Annotated in this window: 6 protein-coding genes; all 6 read right to left on the bottom strand. The window is 45.0% G+C overall.

Annotated features, from left to right (window positions below):
* Positions 1–19: 19 nt before the first annotated feature.
* Positions 20–1,783, bottom strand: a complete 1,764-nt coding sequence (locus tag LZZ85_RS25850) for an outer membrane beta-barrel family protein (protein WP_237876573.1) — start codon at positions 1,781–1,783, stop codon at positions 20–22.
* Positions 1,784–1,818: 35 nt separating this feature from the next.
* Positions 1,819–3,147 (bottom strand): PKD domain-containing protein, encoded by a 1,329-nt coding sequence (locus LZZ85_RS25845; protein WP_237876572.1) that lies wholly within the window; start codon positions 3,145–3,147, stop codon positions 1,819–1,821.
* A gap of 2 nt (positions 3,148–3,149) precedes the next feature.
* Positions 3,150–4,256, bottom strand: coding sequence for a hypothetical protein (locus LZZ85_RS25840; RefSeq protein WP_237876571.1), 1,107 nt, complete (start codon positions 4,254–4,256; stop codon positions 3,150–3,152).
* Between the two features lie 82 nt (positions 4,257–4,338).
* A complete protein-coding gene (locus LZZ85_RS25835; protein WP_237876570.1) occupies positions 4,339–5,352 on the bottom strand; it encodes a hypothetical protein in 1,014 nt (337 codons plus the stop codon).
* Positions 5,353–5,359: 7 nt separating this feature from the next.
* A complete protein-coding gene (locus tag LZZ85_RS25830) occupies positions 5,360–11,443 on the bottom strand; it encodes a fibronectin type III domain-containing protein (RefSeq protein ID WP_237876569.1) in 6,084 nt (2,027 codons plus the stop codon).
* Positions 11,444–11,502: 59 nt separating this feature from the next.
* Positions 11,503–14,931, bottom strand: coding sequence for a T9SS type A sorting domain-containing protein (locus LZZ85_RS25825; RefSeq protein WP_237876567.1), 3,429 nt, complete (start codon positions 14,929–14,931; stop codon positions 11,503–11,505).

Here is a 14,931-nt window from a genome sequence, read left to right as displayed (position 1 = left end):
CATCAATCGAATTGGTTTATTAGAAGCTGTAGTTGTATCCGATAGTACAGGTAAAATCATGCTGACCGCTTTTCCCCTTTACACTTCTGAACATACCCGCATTCGTCATATTGAATAAATGTTTTTTCTTGTAAACATATCCTGCGTTCATCCTGAAACTGGTGATATTATTTTGTATCGCTCCATCAGCCATACTTTGGTTATGCGACACCGTTAGTCCGGTCCGGATCGTCTTCTTCAGAAATTGCTTGTTCACACCGATCGTTGGGCCGTATGTTATATAGTTATTTATCCCAATCGTATTATAGGTAATATTCACAGCACCTAAAAAATTCAGATCGCGCGGTACATGCGTTACACTATACGAACCTGCAAAATTGTAGAACTGCGAGGTATTGCCTTTGGTCAGAAGACCTGCCTGCTGGTCATAAGAATCCTGGAAGCTGAAATTGAGGTTTAGGTTCCGCGGACGATCCTTATCTTTTGTAATGACATAGTTAACGTTCAGGTTCGCCTGCTGACTGAGCTGACGATAATCAAGCGTGTCCAGGTTATCGTATGGAGTAAGCTGATTGATATACTGGAACTGCGGCTTGATATTGGTAAACGTTTGAAAGTTTGAGTAGGACAGCGTGGTTGTTAAAGCCTGGCTGATATTATAATTCAGATTCAGTGAACCCACCGTTCTGCTGGAACTACCGGCTTTCTTTTTATCAAGATCATCTCTTTGCAAACCGATATTTCCCGCCAGGTTGACCTTACCTTTGAAAAGTGATTGCGCAAAATTTGCCGTGATCTTTTCCAGGTCATTGTTGAAATACAACATCGCCAGCGTCTGGTAGCCCGGATCGATCCTTTCATAGCCGGCACCGAGCGATGTACTGCCGATCGTATAGGTTAGTTGTGATTTATATGCTTTATAAAGATTGGTAGAAAGCTTACCTCCCATCGTCTTCACCAGCCAGTTCACCGAATTGCTATCACCATATGCCGGAGCCCGGAGATCACGCGTCATTGCACTGATCGCATATTCGCTTTCCAAAGAAAGATTTTTCAACAACGGAATCTTGAGTTCTCCTGAGATTGCCGTATTCGCCATCGGATAAACCTGGAGACTGTCAGGCTTAAACAGCAGGCTATTCAATCTGTCTTTCGCCTGGAAGAAAATAACTGAAGCTCTCACGCCCGCATTATCATAGCTGATCTTCGAGCCATAACCAAAACGCTTATAGGCAGGTAATACATTTCTGAATAAAGAATCGTCATTTCGGTACTCCACAGCGCGTTGAAGGTTGCCATAAAACACGCTGTACTTCCAGTTTCCTCTTGGAGAAAGATCAGCACCTACTCCATTGATCGGAATACCGTTTACAGTATAGTTCGAATAGTTCATGGAGATCTGACCGATATGACCCGTCACCCACTTATATCTCGGGTGAAGGCTCAACCTGTTTGGCATACTTGGAAGACGATAGTTATATGCAAAACCAGTATTGGTAAAAGTGAATGACAACGGAACGCTGACACCAAGAATATTCGCCGCGATATTTCCATTCACAAAGTAAGTGAACGGAGCACGCTGACTACCCGCATTACCCGTGTATAAAATAGTATTGGCAGAAATCCCTCCGGTAAGCTTGAATGGATTTTTCACACGCCCCTTTACATCTTTATTGATGTTTTCCACGTCAAACTGCTGCCCATAAGCAATATGAGTCAACATCATCCCCGATACCGTCAGTGAGATCACTGCAACAGCCGTTTTGGTAAAGATTGAGTTCATGGATACGGTTTTGGTTCTGGTGGCGTAGAGCGGTTCTATTCCTTCTGAAATTTAATATCACAAATGATATAGCTGTACAGTCCGGCTTGTACGAACTGTTTGACTTTGATCGCTCCTTTTTTTCCTTCAGCATTTTTAAACAACACAATACGCGGAAGTGTCGCATTGAATGAGGCATCAGCGTTATTCGGAGGAACTGAAATAGCGTTCAATGCACTTCCGTTATTTAACTGATCAAATGCGGCGGCAGATAACTGCACACTTGTTTCCTCCTGCTTATTGATAACACTGGTCACCGTTGCGCCGGGTATGGCATCAAAGGTCCACGTGGCTGCACTGGCCGGATTGATGAACTGGTTAAAGGAAAAACCGTCATTCAATCCAAAGAAAACGATATCGATCTTATTACCATTGCTGTTATTTACTTCTTCTTTTTTAAAAACTTTACGCAGGCTTGTCGAATAAAAACTTCCCACGGATGCATGGGCAGTATTGATGCCCAGCTTCACGTCTGCCACAGTACGCAAGCCCGAATTAGGTTTTACAGTGATCGTACGTGTTACGGTTTCAGATTGTTTCCCATTGGAGCTTTCGTATACCACTGTATATGTGCCGGGATGGTCAAACCTGATCGAAGAAATAGAATCACTGCTGCCTGCGACCACGCCGCCATTGACCGTCCACTTGTGAGACGTAGCGCTGGTGGTTTTATTATGAAGTGTGGCAACAAGCGGGGCTTCGTAATCATCATCGTCGAATGATGGTTCGATATCGAATGCGGCGGATAATGCCGGATAGACCGTGATCCACTTGGATAAAGTATCTTTTACACCACGCGCATTCTTTGCCTCAAGGAAGATGCGATAAGTACCGGGCTGATCATAGTGAACCGGCGCAGGACTACTGCCGGTAGCAGAAGAAGGTGAGCCATTTTCGAAAAGCCAGTTATATTCTGTAGCTCCTGAAGTTGTTGAAGTAATAACAAAGTCGCTCGGACCAAATGCATTCTGTTGGGCGGTGATATTAAAACCAGCCTCCACCGGGCTGTCAATAACGATTTTGATCTCTTTCTCCACCCGCTGTTCGTCATTCCAGGCTTCAAGTTTGATCGTGATCTCACCTGTTGTATCGAAGGTCACGATACCCGGGTCCTTCTTGTCGTATACAGCAGGGCTTCCACCGGGGAAAGTCCATTTGTAAAATAAAGCGCCAGATGTTTTGTTGACAAACTTCACCTGTACAGGTGTGGTATAGCTGTCATCAACGACTTCATAACTGAAGTCAGTTGTGACATTGGTGGACACTTCTTTACGGCACGCAAAGAAGCCCAGGCTTAGCATGGATAGGATCAAAAGCGGTTTCATAATTAGCCGGCTTTTACAGAGGATTTGATTTTTCCGTAGAATTCGAAGAGTTCGATACGGCCTTTCAGTTCATAAGCCAGTGGCGAACGTTCGGATACTCCGGATTGGATAAACTGTTTATAGTATTCACGTGCTTCTGCAAAATGTCCTGAGAGCAGGTTCACATGACTAAGATTATAATAAAGGATCTCTTTTACATTCTTATCAACGCGGGCTTCGTTTGCCTGCAGCACACCTGCATATATAACGCCTAATGAATCACAAACATTGCGGCTGAACGCGAAGTTTCCCTTCTCCAGGGAGTCCAGCGCCACTCTAAAACGGGCAACTGCCTGGTCAAGATCGTTATAGTCGTTTACCCGGTTCTTTGTTTTTACAAAACCCCAGCCATACGTTTGCTTATACGTATTATAATCGCGGAAGAGGTGGCTGATGGCTGCTCTTGCCCGCTCCAGTACTTTCGATGCCACTACCTGCTCGATCTTCTTTGCGAGCGCATCATGATACATTGTTTCCGCATCCATCAATTCCTTTTCGGAGAAATAGGGATTTTCAGGTTTGAGATACGGCGGTTTATTTTCCACCATCAGGAAATCGCGGTGCATAGTAGCCGTGAATACTTCATCCTTGGAAGCGATCTCGATGGTCTGCAGCAGTGAATCCTTTTCATTCCGGATATAGAGTGTGCAGGGAAAGCGGCAGGTGAAGTCGCGCACGAATCCTCTTGCCTCGCGTTTGATATTGTCAGTGCCGGTAAGTTCGGTGACTATCTTCCTGGCCATTTGTCCCCGCATATCAGACATTCCACTGGCAACGATCTCAAATTTGTAATCGTATTTCACCTGGTGGAGTTTGGCGGAGAGTTCCATAACGGTGGCGATAGGGTTCCAGATCTCTGTGAGGATCTCATCTTCCCTACCCCAGTAAGACAGTTGCCGCGGAACGCTGATGGCGTATCGGTTGTCTTTTGTGAGGTTTTGGATGATGGCCGGCAGGACTACTTTTTTATTGGAGTAGTCGTAGTCGGTGGCGGTTGGTTTTTGAGCGAATGCAGTAAGGCCCAAAAAAGAAAAACCCACATAAATGAAAGCCCTTAATATCATTTTCAACGGTATGGATTAAAACAGTAAGACCAGAGTACAATATCTAAAGCAATTTCTTTCACGATGACACTATCTGACTACAATAATCTCATTCTATCTGAAACAAGTGTAATGAGTTGTCAGAGGTCTGCACATATAACCTATCGTCAATTGGAATAACCAGCCTGATACTTTGCCCCACCTGATCAGTATTTTCAACGTCGACAGTTTGTAGCAATCTACCCTTATCTAAGTCTATAATACCAATTCTATTCATCTTTCCGGGGAACCCTTCAGCGAAATAGAATAGATTTTCTTCAGTAACAAAAAAGTTCAGGGTATGCAGTACAATGCCCAATGGGGTCAACAACTGATCGAAACTATATGATTCAACTGAGAGAGAAAGTATGTCAATCACAATCAATCCAGTTGCTCCCTTTACGGCGTATATCTTATTTCCGAATTGCTTCATGAAACCATTATTACCTGGCAAAGAAGCAATGATGTTACCGGTCATTTTATCCAATACCAATGTAACTCCCGGCTCATTTTCGGCGGTTATTGAAAGGAATAATCTATCATCTGTATTGACAGTATACTCAGGATAAATGGACTTTGCTTTTGCAAATAGCTGCCTCAAGCTACAATGCCAAAGCAATGTGCCATCATTTAGATTATATGCACTAACATCTTTGGAAATTTGATTATGAAAAATAAGCGTATGAATTCCGGAAAGCTTGGCAATAACAGGGTCCGTTAAATCTAGCTTCCAGAAAATATTTCCGTTAAAATCAATATTTCTTATATCACGAACATCTTCACTCCCCGCTCTTAAAACAATCCCTTCTGGATAAATCAATCTAATCTGCCTAGGTTTTTCAAGCGGAATACTCACCTGAGTATTAGGATCCTTAAACAACACAACAGCGTTACCTTGCGCTACTACCAGACTTTCATTCTCAGAAAAAATAATCTTCGCTTTCTGAGTGCCCTCGAAGAATAACTCCGGTTGCATATCTGAACTCAAGGCAAAAACTTTATTCTCTTTTTCTATGAAAATAATTCCCCAGGAAATATAAAGATCAGTCGGCAGATCCCTCTGTACTTTCTTCAGCTTGATCATACTTGTTTTATTTAAAAATATTCGAATAGTTCACCTCTACAAAATTCTTTATATGAAGATCCGTTAACTCATCCTCAGATTGATATCCGGGGAATAAACTTGCTTTCTTAGTTTCCGGAAGTTTCTCCAGCGCAACCTTTCCCTCAGGTGACAAAAGAAATTCCTTTACGTTCTCTTTCGTTAGCCGGTTGCCTTTAACCCGCCACTGTATATTATCAATACTAACCATATTACCCAAATCGCGTTGTACAAACTCCTCAAGAAATACATTTTTAGGAATACGATTGCTTCCACTATACCATTTATACTCCAAATACAAAATTGGATCGTGGCGAAAGACATCGACTCTTCCATTCTCAACGATACGTTCAATCTGAATCTTAGATCCTTTAAAAGTACTCGCATCATTTACTATATCCTCCATAATCCAGTACACTGCCTGCATATCGTTTGGATTATCATGTACAAAACGTGCAAAAAGGTACTTCCCGTTTAAAATCTCAATATTATTCTTCTGCGCGTTTGTCATAAAGCCATCCATCAGGTTTATGACATCAGCGAAAGATATATCAGTGACATTTGAGTTTCCCCACGCTTTTGCTCTCGCCAGAATTTCTGGGGTTAGATCATACTTTGCAAGATTAGGATTTTTACGGATTCTTGCCAAAGCTTCGATCGCCTGTGGATTTCTGACAAGCCCGTTAGCCACATTTGTACCACCAGTACGGTCCGCCTCTTTAAGCAATTTCCACGCTTCTGCCAGCTCTACCTTGTTTCCTGAATTGGTAAACAAAACTTTTAATTCCGGAGAAGCGCTTATATCAGCATTTAAAGCGGTCTTCATACTTTGATCCCAGTCCTCCAGATCATTGATGAATTTCCTCCATCCACTTAATAATGTGACTTTCGAAGAATTCGCCGCGGGCGTCAAAAACTGACCCGTGTATTCAACTGCCTGTTGAAATGGCTTTAGTTCTCTAAACTGGGCATCGCTGGATATTCCTCCGTCACTATGAACTGAAACAGTACCGTCGCTCGCAATAACTTTCCTGTTTAACTTATTACTTAAATTCTGGGCCGTTTCCAGATCAGCGCACGAAAGCAGCACGATATCACTATTCGCCGCCGGGGACTTGCTTTCAATCCATTTTGCCAGAGACCGGTGATTCAATACAGTTTCTTCACCCGTCTTCGTTATTACACTAAAGTTTTTGCCATCGCTGTGTGCAACAACGTAAAACCTGGAATCTGACTGTCCTATTGCACCAAGCCACTGTTTTACACTTTTTACATCTCCAGAGCCCAATGCTGCTACTCTTCTGCTAAGCTGCGCTGCATCATCAATATAATCCGCCGGTCCGTCAATCAGGTTCTTGATCTGATTAAGTCTCTCCATCGCTCTTTCTGACACTCCCCGCCTGAGATCTGCATATTCCCCAGCCTCACGCGAGGTTCTTTTCAACATCCCTCCAACTTCTGAGATCCCGCGGATCGCGTCAGGCAACTGAAGCAGCATACAACTGATCCTGATCCTGTCTTTTATTTCTGGCGGTATTGCCCCATCAGATGCTATTTCGTTAATAATGCCAACTGTTGAAGAAGCCAGATTACTAACCACCATGGCTTTACGAAGCCAACTTGCTGTTGAGAATAATATTTTTACTTCTCCGACCCCAACAACCAACATTACACCGTCCACAAGCAACCAAGCCTTTTTTGAAAACAATTCGGCACCCGATTTATGAAGAAGCAATGCTGCATATATGGCGGGAATCGGCACAATCTGCCCTTTTCTGAACCTGGTGCCATTTCCCAGGTCAAAATCAGTCCAGAACTTGATAGGAACCATCTGACTGTAAGGGACGGTCAGGAAAACCTGGTTCTGCGTTGTAGAACCATATCTCGGATCATCTCCATCAATTTGTGTCCGGACTTTATTATAAAACTCAACTTTATTATCAGCTGTTATATTGTACCCATCGGTCTGACGATTATCCCAAAGATCAAGATCTACACTAATGTATCTTGGAGCCTGAAGCGTATCAGAAATAAGCTTGATCGCCTCTGTATTGATCGTTGTGTCAGTAATGAAAGAACTGATCAGCGTAACAACTTTTGTAAAATTGTCTTTCCCACCAAAGTCGTCAAACTTCTCAAAAACCTTCTTCATTGTAATGTCTGAAGCCAGGTAGCTTAGCATAGCAGACTGATCATTCACTTCAACAGAAGAAAGAATTTTAATTACAGCATCTTCTTTATATTCTAAAACACTTCCGGTAGTTAAGATTTTTAACGCCAACTGTCTTTTCGCTAATGGGGCCTTACCCGTCTGAAATAGCGGCTCTCTGTACAAATGACTTACAACATCCTGGACAGGTGTGGTCTCAGATAAATTAGTCCAGAATTGACCAGAGTTGATAATCGCCGTGTCGATGTAATCTCTAAGCTTATAACAAAAAGTAGAAAAATAACTTCGGCGATCAGAATCGTATGTAGAATTATATAACGCAGCCACCGAAGGATTATCAGCAAGATATTTCCCCCATGCCCAATTTGTAGCAGGAGTTGTGTTAGAAGTACTACCGTACCCCATTCCCGAACCCGGCGATACATAAGTTCTGGCAACCGGATTCGCCCAATGTTCATCGGTTTGGGTAAATTGTTTAAAATACTCGGGGAAAATGACACGCAGTTGAGCCGCCTTATCGATGTACCATAACTCTGGCTTTTCACAATAGCTTGCAGTCATTTGTACGGTCACCTCATCCCTGCACCATAAACAGCTCTCATACACTTGTCCTGCCACTGCCTGTTTAACAACTTCATTATTTATCTTTACCGGAAGCTGGAGAATGAATGGCTGAAAGATATTTCCAAGGTCTGCAAATTCAAGCGTACTTCCTGCTCCTGCAGCATACGCAGTGATCGTACCTTTCGCAAACTTATACAGCGTATACCGGTCACCACAAGGCATCGGGAAAATAAATCCATCAACACCGTTAAAATCAACTGTATTTGTATATGCCTGGCCCCCAGGATCCTTCTTATAGGTTTTTGAAGCAATATCGTATTTGTATTTATCGTATGCGTTTCCATTTTTTAAAGTAAACGCATGCAATAATCCTTCAGCTGTCGAAAACTGGTAAGCCAGCCCTGCGCGCGCATCCTGATTCGGAGCCGTAACCGATCCATAACTGAACTCCACAGAATTCAACTGCGCATGAGGAATAGACAGAATCGTTCCATTCTTTGCCAGAAATGATACACTCGTCTGATCCGTATTCAGGAACTTCTTATCAATTACTACGATCTGATTCTGCGCCGCCTCATCCTTCTCGAAGAAGCTAACAACGAGCGCCGGATCATGAATATAATTCCACTGCACCTTCGAAAAATGATCTCCCGAAGGATAATCCATCACATTCGCCGGCGTGATCAATCCTTTCGTCAATTCCCCGATTTCAAATACGTGCTTCAGATTAAACACCCCATGCCCCAGCTCATGCGCTGCTGTTTTCGCATGAAGATTCGCATCTCCTGTAGCTGTAAATAGATAACCAAACTGACGTGATCTCGGCATATCACCCAGGATCTGTACGTTGTCAGTTGATTCAGCTGCCTGATTCAGCACAAACAGGTATATGGTTTGCTCTTCCACTTTCCGGCTGGCCCTGTAAGCATTGTTCAACAACTTCATCTCGTCGGTCAGCGTACTCCAGAAACTGCTGCCATTCACACTAAGCTTGTTGTTACCATCCAGATCCCAACCTTTATAATCAAATTCAGTGTCCTGTACCACTTCCCACTGCACATTGATCTTGTTATAAATGCTGTTGATCTTTTCTTCCACCGCAGCCTTATTCACTACACCGCCTGCAACCGGAACAAGTACAAGTTTCTTCTTCAGCAACGGGTAACTTGCTACCAACACTTTACCCAGGTTCAGAGTTTTACTTCCTGCTTTAGAATACACCGCATAGATCTCCTGTGCATCCCGCTCAGGACCACCTACAACAGCAATTTCATAAACACCGTTGGAAAGTTTTGTACTTGCATAGATCGTTCCTTTGCCATTCACGAACTTTATACTGTCCGCTTTGATCGTGGTATCCTTGATCGTCACTACAGCTTTAAGATAATCTGTGACTGTCGGCGCAATCGCTTTTGAAGGAACATAATAATCATTATTCAGTCTCTCATATTCCTTATTGAACGTTCCACTCTTTTTATAGGCCTCCTGCCATGCATCAAATGAATAGATCTGTTTTTCCGGGTAGTCAACAAACTTCACAATCGCTTTATCAGCATCAATATGAGACTTATTCGCAGTCTTCAGCAACTGCTCGCCGCCAGATTTACCAATACTTTTTACCGTACCATCTTTACCTACCTGGTAAATATTACCACCGGCATCTTTGATAGTAGTTGGCAACTGATCTTCCGTGATAGTTGTCGAACTGCCGCCACCGCTAGGAGTAACAGTAATAGTCACAGGGCCCACACCCGTAGTCGGATTGTATCCCGGACCGAAGGCCGCGGTAATTCCGCCAGGCATCGGAATGGCAAATGGAATATCATGCTCTGCAGCATCCGCCCCTGTCACCACGCTTCCGAGCCCATAACCAGGCGTAAACGCATCCACATACTCATCAATATCCGCAATCCCAGCCCCACTCGGATCATAAGACGTCTGTACCACACCCTGCACCAGTTTCTTCTGCAGATCCAGTGTAATACTTGTAAACTTCACCGCCAGGTTCATATTCGCCAGCCACGGAACCTTCACATAACCTTCACCAGTAAAATTCCCGCTGCCGGAAACTTGTGTTACGATCACCGTAAAGTCTCCTGTATAAATACTGTCACCCGGCAATAATGTTGTCAGCAATGCCTGTCCGGGATTGGTCAGTTGTGATGTATCGCCGCAGGCTTCCACATTGCTGGATGAACTGCTGTTGGTGGTGAACGTAAGCAGGTTGCTATAGTTGAACAGGCCATATTCACAGGCCGCTCCTACACGATACTCATATTGCGTTGAATTCTTCAGGTCATAGATCATCGCCTGCGTTGCCGTATTGGTTACCGTGAACCACGCGGCATTCGCAACGTTCTTTTCCCTGTATTCTACTTTGTATTCAAGATGGGCAGGGTTCGGCAACCAGCCGATCGTTACACGCTGGCCTTGCACAGTCGCGCTGATGCCTGTTGGCACCTGGCAGGTATTCTGGTAAGTAAACCAGTATACTTCTGAGATCCCGCCGTTGCGGAAAGCACCGAGATCTTCCGCACCGTTCTTCATGACAGCACGCACACGCCAGGCATATTTCTTACCGGGGATCAGTTGCGGCTTGCTCGCATCATATAAATAAGTGGTGGTAGAAACATTATCGGTAAACAGAACCGGCTGCGATAGGAACGCTGCTTCCGGGTTGATATTAGGATCATTCACCTCAACGATCGAGAATTGATATTCCGTGGTGAATGCAGCATTCGGACTGGCCGTATGTCTCGGCGTCCAGTTGAAGATGAGGTTCTGCGGAAGGTTCGGCGTTACAGATTCTCCCTTGCGCGGCAGGTTCAGCATCGGCGGTTCACTCATCGTCATCCAGGCATAGGCACAACCCTTTGAGCTGACAACCGTACCCGTAGCTATTTCTACCGCTTCAATACAAAAGCTGTAAAGACCTTCGGGAAGTTTGCCGGTCTGCTCATACTGCTCACGGCTGATACCGCTGAACTCAAGATTGTTCGGGTTGAAATACTGCGTCAGATCCTGTGGTGTCACATAGTACGGCGCGCCACTGTTCAGGCTTAATGACGGAAACGTCACATCTTCCCGCGTGCGTAAACGCAACGCCTGGCTTTCAATGATCATCCGTAGCCGGACTGTTACAACCGGTCTTTGCAGATCACGGTTGAGCAACATGATGCGCAGCTTTTCAGCGCCCGCTACTGTCGGGCTGTAATACTCACTTACCTGCAGACTGTACGGGGGCAACAACTGTGAGTTGACCTGTACAGGATACTGTTGCGCACGCAGTGCAACAGTGAGACTTAACAGCCAAACAAGGGCCAGGATATATTTCTTCATAAGATATTGACTGATGGATTTAAAGAACCTTCTTCAGATACTTTGCTGGTTTTCCCGGTTTATAGTATAACAACTTTGTGAACAAAATTTCCTTTTGCCGTCTCGATCACGAGCACATATGTACCAGGAACAATGCTGCTTCCAAGGCTATACGGTATCGTGTAAGTTGAAGCGCCCTCCACCACTCTGTCATCCACCACGGCATTCGATAATACATTCACCATTCTCAATCTAGCTTTCGTCGTCGCATTGAATTGCAGCTCGGCATTGAACTGACCATTATTCGGGTTCGGATACACCCGGAAGAATTTCAGGAATGCTTCCGCCTGTGTACCAGGGATCGCCAGACCTGTTTTTGATGATACGATCACAGGCTTCGTCACTTCATCAATACAACCACTGCTATAGAATGCGCGCATCGTCACATTATACCTTCCTGAATCCGCGAAACGCAATTCACAGGATCCGCGGTTCTGGGCTGATACGCTGACACCGGAAACATTCGGCACGAGCCAATGAACACTATCCGGCATCGGCTGGCTGATATTCAGCAGTACCACGTTCTCCTGCACAAAAGTCTGTGTGGAAACAAGGAACTCTGTTTGTATGGTTGAAGAAACCGGTGTTAGCACCACCGTATCTTTTTTGATACAATTCAAAGAATCCTGGATGGTAACGATATAAGAACCAGCTTGTGTGATCGTTGCGAGCGCCGTATTGTTTGTATAACCGTTTGATGACTGCCAGCTGTACTGGATGTCGGAGCGGCCTGCGACCGTTGCGTCCAAACGAACCGTCTGACCAACACAGATCTTCCTGTCCACACCTGCATTCAATGTGATCGGTGCGGGATTTACAAAGTCGACCGTGTCGCTCGTGAAACATCCGTTCGCGTCCGTCACCGTGTACCAGTAACGTCCCGGGCAAAGATTAGAGATCGATGTACCCGTCGCTCCTGTATTCCAGCTATAGGTATAAGGAGCCTGACCACCGCTTACAGATAATGACACGGAGCCATCGCATTTACCTGCACAGGTGATCCTGCTGACCGTTTTATTCGCTATCACCTGCACCGGTGATGTTACGATCGCCTGTTGTGTTGCCTCACATCCGCGGGCATCACGAACAAGAACGATGTATTTGTTACCAACAAGGCTATCTGCCATAGCTGCATTATCACCATTGCTCCAGCTGTATGTGTAAGGAGCGATACCACCGGACGCTGTTGCCCATGCACTGCCGTTCGCTGATGAATAGCAGGTAGCCGATTGTACAGAAGTACTCACTGCCAGTACCGCAGGCGGGTTCAGCGTATATTGCTGGGAGGTTACCGTGTTATCATACTTATCCCTGATCTGCACCTGGTACACACCGGCACCGATATTAGACAACACACTATCCGTCACATTCAGATCAACCGGATTTCCGCCTACCACCTTGAACCATTTGAACAGGTAACGAAGACTATCTATCTGATGTCCCCCTGCCGGTTTAGCTAAAAGCTGCCCATCTTCTTTACCATAACAACTGATCGGCAAACTATCCACGATCGCTGCTGTCAGCGGCAATGGATTGATCATTCGCACCGCCACCTGTACGGTACATCCGTTTCTTATATAATTAGCCGAAGAGTCATATTTATTGTCATATGCATTGAACAGGTAAACTCCTCCCGGGAGGTTTGCCAGTTTAACACTGAAGATCCCGTCAGCACGGTTGATCAGCGTCCAGCTATGGATCGTCTGATTTGACGTCGAGTCTTTCCACTCGAATGAATATTTAAATCCTGCAGGGTTGACCGTTCCTCCTACAAGGTTGATCAGGATCTCTCCATTGGTGGCACCATTGCTGGTAACGGGTTTCACTTCAAGCAGGTCAAACATCAGTTCCTTTGCAGGTTCAGTGATCACAACGGGAACCCTGAGCTCGTTGCCTAATGAATCATATAACATACAACCTTTGTTATCACGCACGCTCACATAGTACGTTCCCGCTTTGAGATTATCGATCCATTCGTCAGCATAGGGCCCGACCGGGACAATATCTTCCACCGTCTGCACAAAGTTCTTTTGCGTCATCAGGCTATCTCCCTTGTACAGGAGATAGGTATGTATTCCGCTTCCACCCCGCGCGGATAATCTGAACTTGCCGCTGTTTCCGTCTCTACACCAGACGTTGCGGATATCACGGATCAGGAATTCGATTTTTGGAGGTTGTGTCACTTTGATAAAAGCATAGTGCTGCGGGTTACCTGTATAAGTGACAGAAGAATTCTCATTGCTCAATTCCGTTTCAAAATTGTCCGAGTTGGTAGATTCGAAACCTGGCAGGAATTCAATAGAGCTTACTGCGCGATAGAGATATGGCTGGCCATTCGCAGTTCTGGAACTGACAGAAACCTCTACTTCATTTCCGAAATATCGTCCTATCATTGATAGCAGGTAAGTAGAAGCAGGCAATTCGTTCTTCCAGGTAAATTCATTTAAGCCGTTCAGTTCCGAAGGCTTGATGTTGATCGAGGAGAACTGCCGGAATTTTGCGGTATCATCTAAAAACAGGTTCAATTGTTCTCTTGATAGAAGAGAGCGGTTGAACTTGACTTTTATCCCTCCGTTATAACCGCCCCAACATGTATTCGGCACGACGGACCAGCTCAGGATCTTTGGAGCAGAGATCCGGTGTGTCATTTTCAATACCTGTGGATTCCCGGATCCGGATGCGCGGATATATACGGCGGTGTTGTGATAAGATTGCCAGTACTGACCGAACAGATCCTGTCCGGAGATTTGAACCGCGTTTGACCCTCTGTAACAATTGGATGGTATCGGCTGCCAGGGACCTTCCGATGAATAAGGAGAAAACTCCCAATTGTAGATGGTGCCCGTAGCAGTTAGCATTACAAAATCATGACTCGGCAGATTATTGGTATTGTCAAGCCAGGGCAATACGCGGATACGTACCGACATGGGATTGATCCCATACCGCTCAATCGTTGTATCGAAGAACGGATACCGGAGATCTATCGTTGTATACATATCAAAAGCCTCCGGGTTATAGTAATACTCACAGTCATCGCCGGGTGGCGGAATATTATTTACAACCGGCGTTTCTCTCGCCGCTGAGCCTCTTGCAGTATCCGAGCCCCCTGATCTGCTTACCTCTATCGGACCTGGTGGCGGATCTCCGGGACACCATGTGTAACTATAACTGTGCGAATTCCGGATCTCAATTTTCATTGGCTTATTAGCATCTTCCACTACGAAAAAACTATCCACCTTTCGGCCGGTCCCAAACATATTGAGGGAACGAACGGAAGAATTGTCCGTTTTTTTATAATTGAGAGACAGCTTTATATTCGAAATACCTTGCTGATTAGGCGTATAGGTCAACCTTTCAACTACGACAATACTCTGCGCAGGCTTGATCTGTGCCAGCAACGAAGCCGCCGAACACATCAGGAGGCAGAATAATAAGATTATTTTTTTCAT

The organism is Terrimonas ginsenosidimutans, assembly GCF_022012415.1.
In the GTDB taxonomy this organism is placed as follows: Bacteria; Bacteroidota; Bacteroidia; order Chitinophagales; family Chitinophagaceae; genus Terrimonas_A; species Terrimonas_A ginsenosidimutans.
This window is presented reverse-complemented; position numbering and strand designations above follow the sequence as displayed.

What these genes read in the sequence shown, in the direction of transcription:
- LZZ85_RS25835 (WP_237876570.1), bottom strand. Translation starts at nt 5,352, where the DNA reads ATGATCAAGCTGAAGAAAGTACAGAGGGATCTGCCGACTGATCTTTAT.
- LZZ85_RS25825 (WP_237876567.1), bottom strand. Translation starts at nt 14,931, where the DNA reads ATGAAAAAAATAATCTTATTATTCTGCCTCCTGATGTGTTCGGCGGCT.
- LZZ85_RS25850 (WP_237876573.1), bottom strand. Translation starts at nt 1,783, where the DNA reads ATGAACTCAATCTTTACCAAAACGGCTGTTGCAGTGATCTCACTGACG.
- LZZ85_RS25830 (WP_237876569.1), bottom strand. Translation starts at nt 11,443, where the DNA reads ATGAAGAAATATATCCTGGCCCTTGTTTGGCTGTTAAGTCTCACTGTT.
- LZZ85_RS25845 (WP_237876572.1), bottom strand. Translation starts at nt 3,147, where the DNA reads ATGAAACCGCTTTTGATCCTATCCATGCTAAGCCTGGGCTTCTTTGCG.